This window comes from Sphingomonas phyllosphaerae (assembly GCF_036946485.1).
Classification (GTDB): domain Bacteria; phylum Pseudomonadota; class Alphaproteobacteria; order Sphingomonadales; family Sphingomonadaceae; genus Sphingomonas; species Sphingomonas phyllosphaerae_E.
This window is the reverse complement of sequence record NZ_JAQIJA010000001.1, coordinates 772,569-791,242: the sequence shown is the minus strand read 5'-3', so window position 1 is coordinate 791,242 and position 18,674 is coordinate 772,569. Positions and strand designations below refer to the sequence as shown.

At 68.7% G+C, this 18,674-nt stretch carries 20 protein-coding genes; 7 read left to right on the top strand and 13 right to left on the bottom strand.

The window, feature by feature from the left end; genetic code table 11:
• Window positions 1–154: 154 nt before the first annotated feature.
• Window positions 155–1,093, top strand: a complete 939-nt coding sequence (locus PGN16_RS03615; RefSeq protein WP_335308025.1) for a cation diffusion facilitator family transporter — start codon at window positions 155–157, stop codon at window positions 1,091–1,093.
• A 7-nt stretch (window positions 1,094–1,100) separates the two neighbouring features.
• Here the strand turns inward: PGN16_RS03615 and PGN16_RS03610 are convergent, their stop codons facing one another.
• The 6 genes from PGN16_RS03610 to PGN16_RS03585 all read right to left on the bottom strand — a co-directional run bounded on the left by PGN16_RS03610 (window position 1,101) and on the right by PGN16_RS03585 (window position 7,732).
• Window positions 1,101–1,706 (bottom strand): DsbA family protein, encoded by a 606-nt coding sequence (locus tag PGN16_RS03610; RefSeq protein ID WP_335308024.1) that lies wholly within the window; start codon window positions 1,704–1,706, stop codon window positions 1,101–1,103.
• A 47-nt stretch (window positions 1,707–1,753) separates the two neighbouring features.
• Window positions 1,754–2,611, bottom strand: a complete 858-nt coding sequence (locus PGN16_RS03605) for an amidohydrolase family protein (RefSeq protein ID WP_335308023.1) — start codon at window positions 2,609–2,611, stop codon at window positions 1,754–1,756.
• A 10-nt stretch (window positions 2,612–2,621) separates the two neighbouring features.
• Window positions 2,622–3,440 (bottom strand): IclR family transcriptional regulator, encoded by an 819-nt coding sequence (locus tag PGN16_RS03600; RefSeq protein ID WP_335308022.1) that lies wholly within the window; start codon window positions 3,438–3,440, stop codon window positions 2,622–2,624.
• A gap of 5 nt (window positions 3,441–3,445) precedes the next feature.
• Entirely contained in the window at window positions 3,446–4,750 is a 1,305-nt protein-coding gene (gene fucP / locus PGN16_RS03595; RefSeq protein ID WP_335308021.1) for an L-fucose:H+ symporter permease, read from the bottom strand.
• Window positions 4,751–4,799: 49 nt separating this feature from the next.
• Window positions 4,800–5,780, bottom strand: coding sequence for a zinc-binding alcohol dehydrogenase family protein (locus tag PGN16_RS03590; protein WP_335308020.1), 981 nt, complete (start codon window positions 5,778–5,780; stop codon window positions 4,800–4,802).
• A 140-nt stretch (window positions 5,781–5,920) separates the two neighbouring features.
• Window positions 5,921–7,732 (bottom strand): DUF885 domain-containing protein, encoded by a 1,812-nt coding sequence (locus tag PGN16_RS03585; RefSeq protein ID WP_335308019.1) that lies wholly within the window; start codon window positions 7,730–7,732, stop codon window positions 5,921–5,923.
• A 143-nt stretch (window positions 7,733–7,875) separates the two neighbouring features.
• Here PGN16_RS03585 and PGN16_RS03580 point away from each other — a divergent pair, with 143 nt between their 5' ends.
• Both PGN16_RS03580 and PGN16_RS03575 read left to right on the top strand, forming a co-directional pair.
• On the top strand, window positions 7,876–9,657 hold the full coding sequence (locus tag PGN16_RS03580) for a cation:proton antiporter domain-containing protein (RefSeq protein WP_335308018.1): 1,782 nt from the start codon (window positions 7,876–7,878) through the stop codon (window positions 9,655–9,657).
• 48 nt (window positions 9,658–9,705) lie between these two features.
• Window positions 9,706–10,857: a glycosyltransferase family 4 protein gene (locus PGN16_RS03575; protein WP_335308017.1), complete on the top strand. Its 1,152-nt coding sequence runs from the start codon at window positions 9,706–9,708 to the stop codon at window positions 10,855–10,857.
• A 68-nt stretch (window positions 10,858–10,925) separates the two neighbouring features.
• Here the strand turns inward: PGN16_RS03575 and PGN16_RS03570 are convergent, their stop codons facing one another.
• Both PGN16_RS03570 and PGN16_RS03565 read right to left on the bottom strand, forming a co-directional pair.
• Entirely contained in the window at window positions 10,926–11,216 is a 291-nt protein-coding gene (locus PGN16_RS03570) for a DUF2218 domain-containing protein (protein ID WP_335308016.1), read from the bottom strand.
• Window positions 11,213–11,851 carry a PadR family transcriptional regulator gene (locus tag PGN16_RS03565; RefSeq protein WP_335308015.1) on the bottom strand — a complete coding sequence of 213 codons (639 nt, stop codon included), beginning with the start codon at window positions 11,849–11,851 and terminating at the stop codon, window positions 11,213–11,215. The genes PGN16_RS03570 and PGN16_RS03565 overlap by 4 nt, the downstream gene beginning before the upstream one ends.
• Window positions 11,852–11,976: 125 nt before the next feature.
• On the opposite strand from PGN16_RS03565, the gene PGN16_RS03560 reads away from it, so the two are divergent.
• The 4 genes from PGN16_RS03560 to PGN16_RS03545 all read left to right on the top strand — a co-directional run bounded on the left by PGN16_RS03560 (window position 11,977) and on the right by PGN16_RS03545 (window position 16,226).
• Window positions 11,977–13,305 carry a replication-associated recombination protein A gene (locus tag PGN16_RS03560; RefSeq protein WP_335308014.1) on the top strand — a complete coding sequence of 443 codons (1,329 nt, stop codon included), beginning with the start codon at window positions 11,977–11,979 and terminating at the stop codon, window positions 13,303–13,305.
• A 124-nt stretch (window positions 13,306–13,429) separates the two neighbouring features.
• Window positions 13,430–14,485 carry a type III polyketide synthase gene (locus PGN16_RS03555; protein WP_335308013.1) on the top strand — a complete coding sequence of 352 codons (1,056 nt, stop codon included), beginning with the start codon at window positions 13,430–13,432 and terminating at the stop codon, window positions 14,483–14,485.
• A complete protein-coding gene (locus tag PGN16_RS03550) occupies window positions 14,485–15,168 on the top strand; it encodes a methyltransferase domain-containing protein (RefSeq protein ID WP_443019571.1) in 684 nt (227 codons plus the stop codon). The genes PGN16_RS03555 and PGN16_RS03550 overlap by 1 nt, the downstream gene beginning before the upstream one ends.
• Window positions 15,150–16,226, top strand: coding sequence for an NAD(P)/FAD-dependent oxidoreductase (locus PGN16_RS03545; RefSeq protein ID WP_335308011.1), 1,077 nt, complete (start codon window positions 15,150–15,152; stop codon window positions 16,224–16,226). Before PGN16_RS03550 ends, PGN16_RS03545 begins: the two co-directional genes overlap by 19 nt.
• A gap of 337 nt (window positions 16,227–16,563) precedes the next feature.
• Here the strand turns inward: PGN16_RS03545 and rplS are convergent, their stop codons facing one another.
• The 5 genes from rplS to PGN16_RS03520 are packed head-to-tail and all read right to left on the bottom strand — an operon-like array spanning window position 16,564 to window position 18,659.
• Entirely contained in the window at window positions 16,564–16,947 is a 384-nt protein-coding gene (gene rplS / locus PGN16_RS03540; RefSeq protein WP_335308010.1) for a 50S ribosomal protein L19, read from the bottom strand.
• Window positions 16,944–17,678: a tRNA (guanosine(37)-N1)-methyltransferase TrmD gene (gene trmD / locus PGN16_RS03535; RefSeq protein ID WP_335308009.1), complete on the bottom strand. Its 735-nt coding sequence runs from the start codon at window positions 17,676–17,678 to the stop codon at window positions 16,944–16,946. Before trmD ends, rplS begins: the two co-directional genes overlap by 4 nt.
• A complete protein-coding gene (locus PGN16_RS03530) occupies window positions 17,675–18,001 on the bottom strand; it encodes a hypothetical protein (RefSeq protein WP_335308008.1) in 327 nt (108 codons plus the stop codon). The genes trmD and PGN16_RS03530 overlap by 4 nt, the downstream gene beginning before the upstream one ends.
• Window positions 17,998–18,366 carry a type II toxin-antitoxin system VapC family toxin gene (locus PGN16_RS03525; RefSeq protein WP_335308384.1) on the bottom strand — a complete coding sequence of 123 codons (369 nt, stop codon included), beginning with the start codon at window positions 18,364–18,366 and terminating at the stop codon, window positions 17,998–18,000. The genes PGN16_RS03530 and PGN16_RS03525 overlap by 4 nt, the downstream gene beginning before the upstream one ends.
• Window positions 18,367–18,371: 5 nt before the next feature.
• Entirely contained in the window at window positions 18,372–18,659 is a 288-nt protein-coding gene (locus PGN16_RS03520) for an AbrB/MazE/SpoVT family DNA-binding domain-containing protein (RefSeq protein ID WP_335308007.1), read from the bottom strand.
• Between the last annotated feature and the right edge of the window lie 15 nt (window positions 18,660–18,674).

Here is an 18,674-nt window from a genome sequence, read left to right as displayed (position 1 = left end):
CTCCGCTCGCCACGACAGATAAAGATGACGTCATCCCGCCCCCGGCGATCGGTCGACCGACATCGCGGGCGAACGGGCCGCCGCAAGCTGTTCCCCGCCCCACGCGGAACCCTGCCCCGCCCCTCGCGTCTCGCTATCCGACGAGGGAGACGGCGTGAGCGAAACGAAACCAAAAAGCTGGCGCGACAATATCGTGCTGTTCGGCGCGCTGGCCGCCAACCTCGGGATCGCAGTCGCCAAGTTCGTTGCGGCGGCGATCACCGGATCGTCGTCGATGCTGACCGAGGGGGTGCACTCGGTGGTCGATAGCGGCAATCAGCTCCTGCTGCTCTACGGACAGCGCCGCGCGCGCCGCCCCGCCGATGCCGCGCATCCGTTCGGCTACGGGCGTGAACTGTATTTCTGGGCGTTCGTGGTCGCGATCCTGATCTTCGCGATCGGTGCCGGCGTGTCGATCTACGAAGGTTATCTGCACATCATCGAGCCTGAGCCGCTTGCCGATCCGCTCGTCAATTACCTCGTGCTCGGCATTGCCGCGCTGATGGAGGGCGCGTCGTGGACGATCGCCATGCGTGAATTCGATCAAACCCGCGGCGAGATGGGCTGGTGGCAGGCGATCCACGAATCGAAGGATCCCGCCGGGTTCATGGTGTTGTTCGAGGACAGCGCCGCGCTGATCGGGCTGGTGGTGGCAGCGATTGGCGTGTGGTGCAGCCACTATTTTAACGACCCGCGGCTGGACGGCGTCGCCTCGATCGTGATCGGCGCGTTGCTCGCTGCGGTGGCGGTGCTGCTGGCGCGCGAGGCGAAAGGGCTGCTGATCGGGGAGCGCGCGGACCCGGCGGTGATCGAGCGCGCGCGGGCGATCGTGGCGGCGCATCCCGGGATCAGCGCGGTCAACCACGTTCGCACCATCCACACCGCACCAGACATGGTGTTCGCCGCGATCAGCGCCGACTTCGACGATCATCTGTCGATGGCTGCGGCAGAGACGCTGATCGAGACGATCGAGACCGAATTGCGCACTGCGCTGCCGCAGTTGAAGTCGATCTACATCCGCCCCGAAAAGCAGGCGGATGCGGTGACGTTCTGACGCTGGCTCACCCGCCTTTCCGCGCCCCCGCGAACAGCCGCGCGAAGGCCGCCGCGTCGATCTTGCCGACCACGAGCAACGATCCGGCAAGATAGCCCGGCGTGCCCGGCAAGGCGATCGACGCCGCCTCGGCCGCGTGGCGACGAAGCCGCGCGTCGATATCGATGCCATGCGTCGACAGATCCGCCAGAAGGCGCATCCAATCACCGCCGGACGCCATGACGGCGGCACGCAATTGTGCGGCGCCAAGCGCGCCGCCGGTGGTCATCAGCCGACGATGCACCTCCGGGTAGATGCCTTGCGACACGCTGGCGAGCGCGATGCGCGCCGCTTGCACCGAGGCTCCACCGAAAATCGGCCAGTCCTTGAACAACAGCCGCACGTCTCCGTCGTCCGCGACCGCATCGGTCAGTGCCGGGAAGCCCTGACGACATGCCGGGCACCGATAGTCGCTGAACACCGCCAGCCGCAGCGATGCGCTCGCCGGCCCGATCGCGGGCGCATCGGGATCGTCGAGGATCGCCGCCACCGCCCCCGACGCGCGCACGTCACGCCCGGCCGGTGCGGTTCGGGCGAGTAAATGGCCCAGCGCCCAACCCGCGCCGCCCGCCACGCCGAGCGTCAGCAGTGCGCGACGATCCAGGCGCGAGGCGGGGTCGGTCAGGGCGATGCTGCCGCCCCCGTCACCGGTTTGTAGAAAGCGAGCGCATGACCACCGAAGATGCCGTCTCGCGCCTCTGGACAGTGACGCGCGACATAGGCGTCGATCACGTCGTACACCGCGCCATATTCCGCCGCGAGCAGGCAGACCGGCCAGTCCGATCCCCACATCACGCGCTCGGGTCCGAAAACGGTGAAGACATGGTCGAGGTACCGCGCCAGATCGTCGGCGGTCCAGTGCCGATGGTCGGCCTCCGTGACGAGCCCCGATACCTTGCACATCACCCCCGGACAGGCGGCCGCCGCCGCCAGCCGCTCCGCCCACGGCTGCCACCCGCCCGATGCGATCGCGGGTTTGGCGGCATGGTCGATCACGAAGCGCCCCGTCCCGACCCGGTCGAGGAACGCCGGCACCGTCGCCAGTTGCCGGTGGTCGATCAACAGATCGTAGGTAAGCCCGCGCGCGGCGACCGCGCGCACGCCGCGGACGAACGCGTCGCCCAGCAGGAAGTCGGCATCGGGCTCGTCCTGCACGATATGACGATAGCCGACCAGCATCGGCGCGGCCTCCGCCGCCAGCCGCTCCGCGATGTCATCGGCGCGCAGGTCGATCCAGCCGACCACGCCGCAGATCGCGGTACCGCGTGCCGCCGCATCGAGCAGCATCTGCGTCTCTTCGGGCACCTGCCGCGCCTGGACCGCGATGGCGGCCGCTATTTTGCGCGACGCAAGCGCACCGGCGAGCGATTCCGTGTCATAATCGCGCGCGATCACGCTGGCCGGATCGATCCAGCCGAACGCCTCGGCATCGTACCGCCAGAGGTGATGATGCGCGTCGATGCGCGGCGTTTGGCTCATGGCTTATCCTTCAGGCCGCCGGATGATGCCCTAGCGTCAACGAGATACGCGCCGCCGCCCCCTGTAGCAGCCCGGCGACCGCATCCAGCTTCACACGCTGCGACCCATCGATCAGCTCCAGATACGGCACGGTCAGCGCGCCGACGATCTCGCCACTGAACGCGAATACGGGATAACTGACATCGGTAACCCCCTGAGTCACGGGGCTTTGTCGACGATCGAACCCCTGCCGCCGCACGATCGCCAGCCGTTCCTCCAGCCAGTCCCTGTCGACCGGCTTGCCCCGCGTCGCCGCCGCCTGCGCGACGATCCGCTCCACGCGCTGCGGGGAGGAGAAGGCGAGCAACACCTGTCCCGAACAACTAGCGATCATGTCGATCGCAGCGCCCAGTCGTAGCGAAAAACCCCGCATTCCCGGGTTTTCCTCGCGTGCGATCACCAGTCCATGGGCGCCGTTGGGAACGACGAAGTGGCAGGATTGCTCGGTTTCGGCGGCGAGTTGCTGCATCTCGGGCGTCGCCGCGCGGGTCAAATTCTGCGCCGGGGTCGCGCGATACGCCAGGTCGAGGATCTTGTAAGACACCGTATAGCGGTCGTTGACCGGCGAGCGGTGCAGATAGCCGATCTGCTCCATGACGACGACGATCCGGAACAGCTCGCCCACCGAGCGGCCGAGCGCCGCCGCCATGTCGGTCACCAGCGCACCCTGCGGATAGGCAGAGAGCAAGTCGAGGATTTCGAACGCTTTCTCCAACGCGGGCGCGGCATAGGTCGTCTGTTTCGGCCGCGCCTCGCCGTCCGCGTCGGCCTGTTTGCGGACCCGCGCCACCGTCGTCAGCCCCGCGCGGGGGCGCGGACCGCATAGGTCAGCACCACGAGGAAGCACGCCGCCGGCACTAGCATCGCCGCCGCGATTCCCGCGCGATCCGAGACGAAGCCGATCACCCCGGTCAGCACCGCCCCCCCGATGATCGCCATGATGATCAGCGACGAGCCGAGTCGGCGCAGCGGCCCGAGCGTCTCCACCCCGAGCGCGAAGATCGTCGGAAACTGGATCGACATGAAGAAGCTGGTCGCCACCAGCGCGTAGAGCCCGATCGTCCCACCGACCAGCGCCGCGGTGGTCGCGAGCAGCGCCGAGATGGTGGCGAAGATCGCCAGCAACCGCGCCGGTGCGATCCACGTCATCAGCGTCGTGCCGATGAACCGCCCGCCCGCGAACAGCAGCAGCGCGACGAACAGCATGTCGGCGCCCTGCCGCTCGTTCCAGCCGAGCGCGCCCTGCGCATAGCGGATCGTATAGCTCCACAGCCCGACCTGCGCGCCGACGTAGAAGAATTGCGCGATCACCGCGCCGACCAGCCGCGGGTGGTGCAGCAGGTCGGCGAAGCGCTGCGTCTGCGCGTCTTCCGCCAAGTCGCGCACCGCGGTGTTGCGCGGGAAGGCGGTCAGCGCGGCGGCGAAGGCGAACAGCAGCACGATCGCCGCGATCGCCAGATAGGGGGTGGCGACCGCCTGCACCTCGTTGCGGTAGAAGGCTTCGCGCGCGGCGGCGTTCATCCCGGCGAGCGTCGCCTCGTCATGCTCGATCCCCGACAGGATGAAGTTGCGTCCGATCAGGATGCCGGTGATCGCGCCGAACGGATTGGCGGCCTGCGCCCAGTTGAGCCGCCGCGTCGCGGTTGCGGGATCGCCGAGTTCGGTCATCAGCGGATTGGCGGAGGTTTCGAGGAACGCCAGCCCGGCGGCGATCACGAACAAGGCGAACAGGAACAGCTGATAGGCGCTGATCGCGGCCGCCGGATAGAAGAGCAACGCGCCCACACCATAAAGCGACAAACCGGTGACGATCGCCGCCTTATACCCGAACCGCCGCAGCACGATCGACGCCGGGATCGCGAATACGAAGTAACCGAGATAGAACACCTGCTGCACGAAGCTGGTGCCGAAATCCGACAGCGTGAACGCCTTCTTGAACTGCGCGATCAGGATGTCGTTGAGATTGTTCGCCATCCCCCACAGGAAGAACAGCGAGGTGGTGATGACGAGCGCCGGCGCCCACCGCCCCGCCCCGCCCGCCGCAGGCGCATCGGTCGCGCGGGGAATATCCTCCAGCGGAGGGGAGCCTTGCCACGCCATTTGCCGTCATCCTCTTTTTCCTGAGCCGGGTCGTCGCGCCCGCGCTTCGTCAGAACGTCACGATCGCCTTCAGAACATGGTCCGCCTCGGCGATCAACCGCGGCATACGCTCGGGCAGGTCGTCGGCGTCGACGCTGTGGGTGTGGAGCGCATCGGTCGGGATGTCGCCGCTGCGGATCGCGGCGAGTACGCGCGCGAAGTCGCTCGCCAGCGCGTTGCGGCTGGCGATCAGCGTCGTCTCGCGGCGATGGAATTCGGGATCGGCGAAGATCAGATCGTCCGGGACGACGCTGACCAGCACATAGCTGCCGCCGTTCGCGACATAACCGAGCCCGGCGCGCATCGCATGGATGTTGCCGGTGGCATCGAACACGCAGTCGAAGAAGTCGCCATCGGTGCGGGCCGTCAGCGCGTCGCGGATGCCGTCATCGACCGTCACGACATCATCGAACCCCAGCCGGGTGCGCGCATAGTCGAGCCGCGAGGCGCGCGTGTCGATGATCGTCACCCGCGCGCCGTCGAGCCGCGCGAATAGCGACACCGCAATGCCGATCGGCCCCGCCCCCGCCACCAGCACGCGGTCGCCCGCCGACAGTTTCGCGCGCGCCACCGCATGTGCGCCGATCGCGAGAAACTCGACCATCGCCGCCTGTTCGAGCGTCAGGTCGTCAGCGGGGATCACCGCGCGTTCGGGCACCGCGATCACGTCCTGCATCCCGCCATCCGTATGCACGCCGAGCACCGCGATCCGCGCGCAGCAATTGGGCTTGCCCTTGCGGCACGCCACGCAGCTGCCGCACGCCAGATAGGGGTTGATCGTCACCCTTTGCCCGACGCGCAGCGCCGACCCGTCGGGCACCGCCGCGATCTCGCCCGCCAGTTCGTGGCCCATTACCCGCGGATAGGAGAGAAACGGCTGATTGCCCGCGAAGATGTGGTAATCGGTGCCGCACAGCCCGACACGGCGCATCCGCACCAGCACCTTTCCCGGCGCAGCGGTCGGCGCGCTACGCTCGACACGCTCGAGCACAAACGGTTCGCGGCACATGATCGCGCGAATGGCCAAAGTCCTCTTCCTAATCTGCTTTCATATATGAGACCTTGTTCACCGTCAGGCAATATGAAGATGGCAGATTGGCCGAAACCGTCCGTCGCATCGGAAAACGCAGCTTACCCCATCCGCTCGCGCACCACCTGCTCCAGCACCGTCAGCGGCATCGCGCCCAGCGTCAGCACCCGGTGGAATTCCTTCGGATCCCATGCCGCCCCCGCCTTGCGCTTCGCCTCGTCGCGCAGTCGCGTCCAGACGGTGTGGCCGATCTTGTAGCTGCACGCCTGCCCCGGCCAGACCGTGTAGCGATCGATCTCGCCCTGGCTGCGCCCGCGCGCGATACCCGTGGTGGCGATCAGGTAATCGGTCGCTTTCTCGCGGCTCCAGCGTTTGGCGTGCATCCCGGAATCGACCACCAGCCGCGTCGCGCGGAACAGCAAAGATTGCAGATAGCCGACCTGCCCGATCGGATCGCCGTCGTACATCCCCATCTCGTCGGCCAGCTGTTCCGAATAGAGCGCCCAGCCCTCCGAGTAACCCGAATAGAAGCCGCGCCGCCGGATCAGCGGAATGTCCTGACTCTCCAGCGCCGACATGACCTGCAGATGATGCCCCGGCACCGCCTCGTGATAGCTGAGTGTCGCCAGCCCGAACTTCGGCCGGTCGAACGTGTCGCGCAGGTTGATGAAATAGATCGCTGGCCGCGACCCGTCGAGCGACGCCGACTGATAATAGCCGCCCGGCGCGCCGGCCTGTATCGCTTCGGGGACGCGGCGGACCTCGACCGGCGCGCGCGGCAGGATTGCGAATTGTTCGGGCAGTCGCTTCGTCATCGCCGCGACCTGCGCGCGGAGTTGTTCGAGCAGCGCCTCGCGCCCCGGATCGGTGTTCGGGTAGAGCTGATCCGGGCGCTTGTTGAGCGCCACCAGCCGCTCGCCGACCGTTCCCTGCGCCATTCCCTGCTGGCGCAGGATGCCGTCGATCCGCGCGCCGATCTCGGCGACCTGTGCGAGCCCGAGCCGGTGAATTTCGTCGCCGCTCATGTCGGTGGTGGTCGCCGCGCTCGCCGCCGCGGCATAATAGGCCTCGCCGTCGGGGAGCCGCCACACGCCGGCGTCGTGCACCGCGCGCCCGCGCAGCTCGGTGACCAGAGCGCGCTGGCGGTCGAGCGCCGGAAAGACGCGCTCGGTCATCAGCTTCACGACTGCCGCCGCGCGCTCGGCGGGCAGGTTCGCGGCCTTCAGCTTGGCGGCGAGGTCGGTGGCCGGGCCGGTCGCATCGGCCGCCTTGTCGCGCACCGCCGCGAGCTGCTTCAGCGTCGTGTCGAGGATATAGTCGGGCGCGAACACGCCCTTGCCCGCATCGACGCGCTGGCGCTCGGTCTCGGCGTCGACCACCGGCCCCCAGGCGGCGACGCGCGCGACATAGGCATCGGCGTCGGCGGCGTCACGCACGCGGTGCTGGTTGGCGAGGAAGTCGGGCACGTCGCGATACGCGCCGGTCAGCTGCGTCAGCACATAGGGTGCGTAGCGGCCTGCACTCGCGCCATAATCATAGCGTTCGCCCGCCAGCATCCGGTCGAGGCTGTAGGCGACGATGTCATAGTCGAGCCGCGCCGCATCGCCGAGCGCGTCGCGCGGGATCGCCCGCAACGCCGCGCGTTCAGCGCGCGCGCGGGCGAAGTCGCGTAGCTCCCCGGCACGGCTCGCATCCGACAGCCGCGACTTGAGCGGCGCGCGCGCGCCGGTGTCGAGCCCCAGCGAGGTCGCCTGTTCCGGGCTCGCGTCGAGCCGTGCGTAGAAGAAGCGGTCGAGCAACGCGCGCAGCTTGGCATCATGCGCGCCGGTCTTCGCGGCGGCAGTGGCCGCACGAGGCAGGCTGGCAAGCGCCGCCGCGGCGCTGGCAGAGGCGAGAAACTGGCGACGACGCATGCGAACTCCCGATCTGGTTATGGCAGGCAGACTGACGTTCACCCGCAGCTTTGTCGAGCATCGGCAGGCACTTGACCGGCAATCTGCATTTTTCGGGTCACGAAGGGCGACAAACCACATTCCGCCTGCGTACAGTCCCTGCCATGGCGATCGGACTGCACAACGAAGGCTTCTCGGACGCATTGGTGGTGCTGGGTGCCGCAGGGCTGGTGATCCCGGCGTTCGCACGTTTCCGGATCAGCCCGGTGATCGGCTTCATTCTCGTCGGCGCGCTGGTCGGCCCGGCCGGGCTCGGCGCGCTCGTGCCGCGCGCGCCGTGGCTTTACTACTTCACGATCTCCGACCCGGAATCGATCGAGCCGTTCGCCGAATTCGGGATCGTGCTGCTGCTGTTCTCGATTGGGCTGGAGCTGTCGTTCCGGCGATTATGGGCAATGCGGCAACTGGTGTTCGGCACCGGGCCGGCAGCGCTGGTCGGCTGCGCGGCGCTGGTCGGGGTCGCATTGCACCTGATGGGGCAGAGCTGGGGCGGTTCGGCCGGGCTCGGGCTCGCGCTCGCACTGTCGTCGACCGCGCTGGTGCTGCCGCTGGTCGGGACCACCAGCCCGGTCGGGCGCGGCGCGTTCGCGATCCTGCTCTTCCAGGACCTCGCGCTCGTCCCGATCATCTTTGCACTGGGTGCGATGGCGCCAACCGCCAGCGACGAAGGCTGGGTCGGGATCGCCGGGGTCGCGCTGCGCGGCGGGCTGACCGTGGTGGCGATGTACGTCGGCGGGCGGCTGGTGCTGCCGCGGCTGTTCGCGCAGGCGGCGCGCACCAAGAGCCCCGAGCTGTTCCTCGCCGCCTCGCTGCTGGTGGTGATCGTCGCCAGCGTGGCCACCACCGCCGCCGGGCTGTCGCCGATCGTCGGCGCGCTGCTCGCCGGGCTGCTGATCGCCGAAACCGAATATCATACCGAGGTCGAGGTGATGACCGCGCCGTTCAAAGGGCTCGCGCTCGGCGTGTTCCTCATCACGGTGGGCATGAGCCTCGATCTCGGTGCGATCGCGCGCAACTGGATGCCGCTGCTCGCCGCGGTGCTCGGCGTGGTCACGGTCAAGGCGGTGGTCACCTATCTGCTGCTGCGTGTCGCCAATGCGCGCCCGGGCATCGCCGCCGAGACCGGAATGCTGATGGGCAGCCCGTCGGAGACGACGCTGATCGTGCTGGCGACCGCCGCGCAGGCGCAGCTCATCACCGCCGCCACCGCCAGCTTCTGGCAGACCGTCACCGCGATCGGGCTGACGATCACCCCGTTGCTCGCGCTGCTCGGCCGCGTGATCGCGCGGCGGATCGAGAAGCGCGACGGCGCGCGCCCCGACATGCTCGACCATGCCGAGGGGCAGCGCGCGGTGGTGTTCGGCTTCGGCCGCGTCGGGCGGCTGGTCGCCGACATGCTGGCGCGCCACGACCAGCCCTATGTCGCGGTCGAGGCCGATATCGACGCGGTGACGCAGGCGCGCGCCGGCGGCTATCCGATCATCTTCGGCGATGTCGCGCGCGCCGAACTGCTCGACCGGCTCGACCTCACCCATGCGCGCGCGCTGATCCTGACGATGGACGATCCGGTGCTCACCGTGCGGCTGACCAAGCGGCTGCGCGCCGCTTTCCCGGCGCTGCCGATCATCGCCCGCGCGCGCGACACCGCGCATGCCGCCGAACTCTACAAGGCCGGGGTGACCGACGCGGTGCCGGAAACGCTCGAAAGCTCGCTGCAATTGTCGGAGGCGGTGCTGGTCGATCTCGGCGTCGCGATGGGACCGGTGATCGCCTCGATCCACGACAAGCGCGAGGAATTGCGCGAGACGATCCGCCGCACCGCGATGCTCGAACGCCAGCCGCGCATCCGCCGCATCCGGCGCACCGATGAAATCCGACCCGCTTGAGGCCGGACGGTCGCGATTTTGCCGCACATCGCGGCTAGCGGGCGGAACATGAACCCGTCCGAGCTGCGCGTCGCCTTCTTCAGCGGCAACTACAATTACGTGCGCGACGGCGCCAATCAGGCGCAGAATCTGCTGGTCGGCTACCTCCTTGATAAGGGCGTGCAGGTGCGCGTCTATTCGCCGACCACCCCGACCCCGGCGTTCGAGGCGCGCGGCACCGTGGTCGACGTGCCGGCGATCCCGATGCCGGGCGGGCGCGGTGAATATAAGCTCGGCCGCGGATTGCCGACCAGGCCGCGCCGCGATCTGGAGGCGTTCGACCCGCATCTGGTGCATGTCTCCGCGCCCGAATTCCTCGGCCATGCCGCGGTCACCTGGGCGCGGCGGCGCGGGGTGCCGGTCGTCGCGACCGTCCACACCCGCTTCGAAACCTACTTTCAATATTACGGTCTGTCGCTGGTCCAGCCGCTGATCGTCGCAATCCTGCGCCGCTTCTACAATCGCGCCGACCGCGTGCTGGTGCCGACGCCGTCGATGGCGACGGTGATCCGCGACTTCGGGGTCACGACGCCGATCTCGCTATGGGGGCGCGGCGTGAACCACCGCCGCTTCCACCCTGACGCGCGCGACCTTGCGTGGCGTCGCTCGCTCGGGATCGCCGATGACGAGGTGACGATCGGCTTCCTCGGCCGGCTGGTGCTCGAAAAAGGGCTGGGCGTGTTCGCCGACGTACTGGCGCGGCTCGACGCGCTCGGCGTCCGCCACCGCGTGCTGGTGGTCGGCAAGGGGCCCGCCCGCGACTGGTTCGCCGAGCGCGTGCCGCAGGCGGCATTCGCCGGCTTCCAGAGCGGCGACGATCTCGGTCGCGCGGTCGCGGCGATGGACCTGCTGTTCAACCCCAGCGTCACCGAGACGTGGGGACAGGTGACGTCGGAGGCGATGGCGGCCGGGGTGCCCGTGGTCGCGGCGCGCGCGACCGGCGCGGTCGACCTGCTGGAGGACGGGCGCACCGGCTTCCTCGTGTCGCCGGCGGATCTCGACGGCTATGCCGCCGCGATCGCGCGGTTGGTGGGCGATCCGGCATTGCGCGCAGCCATGGGCAAGGCCGCGCACGAACATGCGCAGGGATTTCGCTGGGACAGCGCCAATGGCGCGGTGTTGCAGGCGTACCGCGAGCTACTTTCGTCGCCCCGGACGTGATCCGGGGCCCCGCTTTTTGTCGACCGAAGGAAGAAGCGGGGTCCCGGATCAAGTCCGGGACGACGACATCACACCGCCTGCCAGTCGAAGGTCAGCGGCGCCTCGCGGAACGCGAAGCGATCGAGGTGACTCGCCACCACCTCCTCCATCCGCGCCACGTCGCCGTCCTCCGGCACCGCCAGCCGCACGTCGAGCGTCTCGCTGTCGGCACGCAGGTCGAGCGTCGCGCCGTTCGGAAAGGCGATCGTCGCCTCCTGTTCGGAGAAGCTGACCTCCATCTTGTGGCTCCAGTGCTTGGCGAGCTGCTGGAGATAGCGGCTCGCCGAATGCGTCGGCACGCGCGCCACGCGCACCGTCACTTGAGCCGCTCCACTTTCTGCGCCACCTCGTCGATCAGCGCGGCGATCTCGTGGAGGAGTTCCGGCGAGGCGTCGGCGCGCTTGACGCGATCCATGACCGCGTGGCGGAGGTTGTGCATCGCGCGGCGCACCGGCGCGCCCTCGCCTTCGCCCTGCGCGCGCTGCGCCGCCAGCGCCTCCAGCCGCGCCATCAGCGTCGCAACCGTCTCGGCCTGCTCGTCGAGATGCGCACGCCCGGCATCGGTGACCGCGAAGCGCTTGCGCGCCCCCTCGCTGGCCTGCTCGGCGATCAGCTCCATCTCGTCGAGCAAGGTCAATGTCGGATAAACTACCCCCGGGCTGGGCGCATAGGCTCCCCCGGTGAGCGTCTCGATCGCCTTGATGAGCTCATAGCCGTGACGGGGCGTGTCGGCGATCAGCCGGAGCAACACGAGCCGCAGCTCCGATCCGTCGAACATGCGCCGGCTGCGCCCGCCGCCACCGCCGCCGAACCCGCCGCCGCGACGATGCTCACCGTCGTTGAGCCGTTCGATCCAGTGGAAGAAGCGCTCGGGATCGAACCCGCCACCGCCGCCGCCGCGCTGTCCGAAGTGATGATGATGGCGGCCGCGGCCACCGTGGGAAAAACTGAACATCCGGTCGACTCCATCCTGTATCATGATGCAGCAAGATATATCTTCGTCAGCCCTACGCAAGAGTGTTCAAGATATATTTTCGCTTCTGCATGACGTAGCGCGGGCAGCGTCCTACATGGGAGCGCATGGCCGACCTGTTTGCCGGGTTCGATCCCGTCGATCCCCCCAGCCCCGCTCCCTCCGACGCCCATGCCCCGCTTGCCGACCAATTGCGCCCGCGCGCGCTCGCCGAGGTGATCGGCCAGCGCCACCTGCTCGGCCCCGACGCGCCGCTGGCGATGATGATCCGCTCGCGGCGACTGTCGTCGTTCGTGCTGTGGGGGCCGCCGGGCGTCGGCAAGACGACGATCGCGCGGCTGATCGCGGCCGAGGCCGGCTATGCCTTCGTCCAGCTCTCCGCGGTGTCGACCGGGATCGCCGACCTCCGTCGCACGCTCGCCACCGCGCGCGACCTGCGCGCCGCGGGCAAGCCGACCGCTTTGTTCATCGACGAGTTGCACCGCTTCTCGCGCCCGGTGCAGGATGCGCTGCTCCCCGCGGTCGAGGACGGCACGATCGTGCTGATCGGCGCGACCACCGAAAACCCGAGCTTCAGCCTCGTCGCCGCCTTGCTGTCGCGCGCCAAGGTCTTCACGCTCGACCGGCTGTCCGCCGCCGAACTCGACACCGTCGTCACGCGCGCCGAGGCGCAGCAGCAGCGCACGCTACCGCTCGCCCCCGACGCACGCACCGCGCTGATCGCGATGGCCGATGGCGACGCGCGCTATCTGCTCGGCCTGTGCGAGACGTTGTTCCTGATCGAGTCCGACACGCCGATCGACACCGCGGCGCTGGCGGCGATCGTCCAGAAGCGCGCGCCGCTCTACGATCGCGGGCAGGAAGAACATTTCAACCTGCTGAGCTGCTTCCACAAGAGCCTGCGCGGCAGCGATGCCGACGCAGCACTCTACTGGGCGGCGCGGATGGTGCGTGGCGGCGAGGATGCCGGCGTGATCTTCCGCCGCCTGTGCTGCGCAGCGTCCGAGGATGTCGGCATGGCCGATCCGCAGGCGCTGGTGCAGGTGATGACCGCCTGGCAGGCGTTCGAGCGCGTCGGGATGCCCGAGGGCCGGCTGTTCCTCGCGCAGGCGATCAACTATGTCGCGACCGCGCCCAAGTCGAACGCCTCCTATATCGCGTTCGACCGGGCGAGCGCACTGGCGCGCGATACCGGCTCGCTGCCGCCGCCCAAGCATATCCTCAACGCGCCGACGAAGCTGATGAAGGAACTCGGCTATCACGAGGGCTATCGCTACGACCACGATTACCCCGATGCCTATGCCGGGCAGGATTTCTTCCCGGCGGAGATCGGCGACGACCATCGGTTCTACCAGCCGAACGAGCGCGGTTACGAGCGCGAGATCCGCAAGCGGCTCGCCTTCTGGGCGGCGGCGCGCGAACGCCGCGAGGATTGAGCGCGCACACGATTGCCTCGCGGCAGGAAGCGGATAAGGCGCAGCGGGTGAGCCGCACCCGCCTCGTTACCGCCAACCCGCAACCGCCGGGCCGAAATCCGTGCACAGGCGTTGAGCGCGCGTAATGCGTGTCACACCCCATATCGCCGCGATCGGCACCGCCGTCCCCGCGCACGACATCCACTCCGCCTTCGTCGATTGGGCCGCGCAACGGTTGCCCGAGCGGGAGGCACGCCTGTTCGCCCGCATGTCGGCACGCGCCGGGATCGCGCATCGCTGGTCGGTGCTCCCCGCGGAACATGGCTCGCCGGTCGGCGCGACCGGCTTCTACGCTGCCGAGCCGCATCCCGGCACGGGCGCGCGAATGGCGCTCTATGCGCAGGCGGCGCCCGCACTGGCGCTGGCGGCGATCGCCGACGTGCGCGCGCAGGTCGAAGTCGACGGCATCACCCATCTCGTGGTCGCGAGTTGTACCGGCTTCGTCGCGCCCGGCGTCGACCAGATCCTCGCGCGTGCGCTCGACCTGCCGGGCAGCGTCGAGCGCGTGCTGATCGGCTTCATGGGCTGTTACGCCGCGGTCGCCGCGCTGCGGACCGCGCGGCATATCGTCCGCTCCGAACCAGCGGCGCGGGTGCTGGTCGTCACCGTCGAACTCTCGACGCTCCATCTTCAGGCCGAGCGTACGCTCGAGCCGCTGCTCGCGATGCTGCAATTCGGCGACGGCGCGGCAGCGGCGCTGGTCACCGCCGCGCCGCAGGGGCTGGCGATCGGCCAGCCGTTCAGCGCCACCTTGCCCGAGGCCGCCGCGCTGATCCGCTGGGACATCACCGACCGCGGCTTCGCGATGCATCTGTCGGGCGAGGTGCCGGGGCGGATCAGCGCCGCGCTGCGCGATTCGGCGCTGGTCGCGACGCTGACCGGCGGGCGGGCGGTCGATCGCTGGGCGATCCACGCCGGCGGACGCTCGATCCTCGACGCGGTCGAACACGCGCTGGCGCTGCCCCCCGACGCGCTGGCGGACTCCCGCGCGGTGCTCGCCGCCAACGGCAACATGTCGTCGGCGACGCTGATGTTCGTACTGGCGCGCGTCCTGTCAGGCGCTGCGGTCGAGCATGGCATCGCGCTCGCCTTCGGCCCCGGCCTCGCCGCCGAAGGCTTGGCGTTCGCGAGCGCGAGGTGATGCTCGACCAGCGCGCCACCGCCGAGGAGCTGATGGACGCCGACGACCTGCCGGCGGACGTCTATGCCGCGGTGGTTGCCGATCTCGCGCGCGTCAACGTCGTGACGATGGCCGCGCGCCCGACGCTGGCGTTCCTCGTCCGCCGGACGACGCCCGGCGAGCGCTACCGCCTGCTCGACGTCGGTTATGGCGATGGCGACATGCTGCGGCGGATCGCGCGCTGGGGGGAGCGGCGCGGCATCGGCTTCGATCTCGTCGGTATCGACCTCAACCCACGTAGCGAAGCCGCGGCGCGCGCGCATACCCCTGCGGGGCTCGCGATCGACTGGCGCACCGGCGACTATGCCGATCTCGCCGGGCAAGGCTGGGATTTCGTCATCTCCAGTCTCGTCGCGCATCACATGACGCAGCAGCAATTGATCGCCTTCCTGCGCTTCATGGGCAGGGAGGCGCGGGTCGGCTGGCTGGTCAACGATCTGCACCGGCACGGTTTCGCCTATCACGGCTGGCCGCTGCTCGCCGCGCTGTTCCGGTGGCACCAGATCGTGCGGCATGACGGGCGACTGTCGATCGCGCGCAGCTACCGCCCGCGTGAGTGGCAGCCGTTGCTCGCCGAGGCCGGGGTCAGCGATGCACGCGTGTTCCGCGCTTTCCCGTTCCGGCTATGCGTCGCGAGCCGCTGATCCTCGGCGGCGGTCCCGCGGGCAGCGCCGCGGCGATCATGCTCTCTAGGGGCGGTGCGCGACCGTTGGTGATCGAGCGGACGCGCGAAACCGGCGACGCGCTGTGCGGCGGTTTCCTGAGCTGGCGCACGCTGGAGACGCTTGCGCGGCTCGGCATCGCGTCGGACGCGCTCAACCAGGCGCGGGTGACGCGGGTGCGCATCTTCGCGAACAGGCGCGTGATCGAGACGGCGCTGCCCGCCCCCGCGATCGGCGTGTCGCGTGCGCGCCTCGACGCGCTGTTGCTGGATCAGGCGAGGGCAAGCGGCGCCGCCGTCGAACGCGGCGTCGTTGCGCGCGCGATCGAGGATGGGGCGATCCGCACCGGTGACGGCGCGCGACTGGCGAGCGGCGCGCTGTTCCTCGCCAGCGGCAAGCATGACGTGCGCGGCGCAGGGCGTCCCGCTGCCGCGCGCGGCGACGATCCGACGCTCGGCTTGCGTACCCGCCGCCGCGGGGCTGACGTCGCGCGGTGCGTCGGGGAGGCGATCGAGCTGCATCTGTTCGACCGCGGCTATGCCGGCGTCGTGCTGCAGGAGGATGGCAGCGCCAACATCTGCCTCGCGATCCGCCGCTCGCGACTTACCGAGGCGGGCAATCTCGAGACGCTGCTCACCGCTCTGGCGCAAGAGCTGCCCGCCTTCGCGGATCGACTGGCGGGGGACGCGGCACCGATCGAGGCGATCGCCAACGTACCTTATGGCTGGCGTGCGCTCGCCGGGACCGATGGCTGCTACCGGCTCGGCGATCAGGCCGCGGTGATCCCGTCGCTGGCGGGCGAAGGCATGGGGATCGCGCTGGCGAGCGGCGTGTCGGCGGCACAGGCGTGGCTGACGGGTGAGCGGGCCGGGGTATGGCAAATGCGCTTCGCCCGCCAAACCGCCCGCCCCGTCATGCTCGCCGGCGCGGTCCGCGCGATGGCCGAACGCCCACCGATGGTCGCGCCGCTCCTTCCTCTTGCGGCGCGCCTCGGGCTGGTCGACGCCGTGGCCGCAGCGACGCGGATCGCCAAGGACTAGCCGGACGAGGTGACGACCTCCTCTCGTCATCCCGAACTTGATCCGGGATCCCGCTTCTTCTTACGTGCCTCGCTGAGAAGAAGCGGGGCCCCGGATCAAGTCCGGGGCGACGAACCGCACCTGTCCAGGTCCTAATCCGACGATGCATCCTGAGATTGGGACAGCGACCGAGCTTGACCCGACCGCTCCATCTTCGTCGTCTTTGCGAGCGTAGCGAAGCAACCCACCGCTCCTGAATTGCTCCACTCCGCCCGCAATGACGGCTCAACGCCACAAACGAAAAAGGGCGCGGCGGTCACCCGCCACGCCCCTTCGCAACCCCGTGGGGCCGAACCGATTACTCGGCCGCGGCGGCCGGACGCGTGTCGCGACGCTCGGCGATACGCGCCGACTTGCCGGTGCGACCACGCAGGTAATACAGCTTGGCGCGACGCACCGCGCCCTTGCGCACCACCTCGATCGAATCGACGTTCGGCGAATACAGCGGGAAGACGCGCTCCACGCCCTCGCCGAAGCTGATCTTGCGGACGGTGAACGACGAGCCCATGCCCTTGTTCGAGCGCGCGATGCACACGCCCTCGTAATTCTGGACGCGGGTGCGCTCACCCTCGACCACCTTCACGCCGACCTTCAGCGTGTCGCCGGGGCGGAAGTCGGGGATCTTCTTGGTTTCGTTGAACTTGGCGATCTGCTCGGCTTCGAGCGTCTGGATCAGGTTCATTGTTCGTCCTCAGTCCGTTGCCGCGCGCCAGAGGGCGAGCCGACCCGAGCGCCCTCATGACGCTCCCAAAGGTCCGGCCGCCGTAGCCGTGTGTCGATCTCCGCTTGGCGTTGCCGCCAGGCCGCGATCTTCGCATGATCCCCCGATCGCAGCACTTCGGGAATCGTGCGCCCCTCCCATTCGACCGGTCGGGTATAATGCGGATATTCGAGGAGGTCGCTTTCGAAGCTTTCCTCGACTCCGCTGGAAGCCGCGCCCATTACGCCGGGAAGCAGCCGAACGCAAGCGTCGAGCAGCACCAGCGTCGCCATCTCGCCGCCCGACAGAATGTAATCGCCGATTGAGACCTGCTCGACGCCGCGCGCCTCCAGCAGCCGTTCGTCGAAGCCCTCGAAGCGCCCGCACAGGATCACCGCGCCCGGCCCGGCCGCCAACTCGCGCACCCGCGCCTGCCGCAGCGGCGTGCCACGCGGCGTCATCGCGAGCAACGGCCGGCCATCGGCCTGCGCATCGACCGCCCGCGCGAGAATGTCGGCGCGCAGCACCATCCCCGCCCCGCCCCCTGCCGGCGTGTCATCGACGGTGCGATGCCGGTCGGTGGTGAAGTCGCGGATATTGACCGCCTCCAGCGACCATTTCCCCTCACCCAGCGCCCGCCCGGCCAGCGAGCTGCCGAGCGGCCCGGGAAACATCTCGGGATAGAGCGTAAGGATCGTGGCGCGAAAGGTCATCGACGTCCCAGTGAATAGACGATGCCGGCCGCCGCCGCACCGAGGAGAAACGCGCCCGCCGCATAGGCCAGCCCGAAGATCGCGAACGCCATCGCCATCCCGCAGGCATCGACGCCGCACCGCTCCGGAGACGCCAGCATCGCGCTGGCGAATACCCCTACGCACAACAGCGCGCCGAGCAGCGGCAGCGGCACGGACGCGGTCAGGATCACCCGGCGCCGCGACCAGCCCCGGCCGAGGCGCATCAGCAACACGCCCGCCAGCACCGCCGCCATTGCCGCGGGGAAGCCGACCAGCCACAGCAGGTCGCTCGCCGTCATCATGGCTGGGTCCAGTTCTCGATCCTCAGATCGGGAATGTCGGCGAAGTCGCGTTCGTTGTTGGTGACGAGGGTCAGATCGAGCGACAGCGCATGCGCTGCGATCAGCATGTCGAAACTACGCCGCCGGAATTTCAGCCGTGCATAGATCCGAGCTGCCAGCAGATCGAAGGGCAAGATTTCGAATAATCTCGGAAGCTGATCCAGCACGATGAGCGATGGTCGTTTGCCGTTCCAGCTCCCCAACGCGACCTCCGCAAATGCAATAGAAGAGATCACGACGTCGCCGGGTCGACAAGCCTCGACCCGCTCGCGCAATACCTCGGGGCCACCACCAAGAAGCGCAATGACGACATTTGCGTCGAGCATGAACGTCACGCGCTAGGATCCTCACCCCAGCCCGACCAATCGGGATCGTCCCAGATACGCGGAGAATGGTGAAGTTCACGCTCCTCCGAAGTCAGCGGTTTAAGATCAGGACAGGCGCCCCACAAACCGGTGAGGTCAATCCGTCCGTCATCATCAACCGATTCGAAGGAGAACTTCCCGGCCTCCTCGCGGACTCGAACCTCCTGCCCCGCCTCAAAGCCGAGCGCCTTCGGCAGCCGCAACGCCACCGAATTGCCGGACTTGAACACCTTGGCGCGATATTCGTTACCCATCGCCAGCCTCCTGTA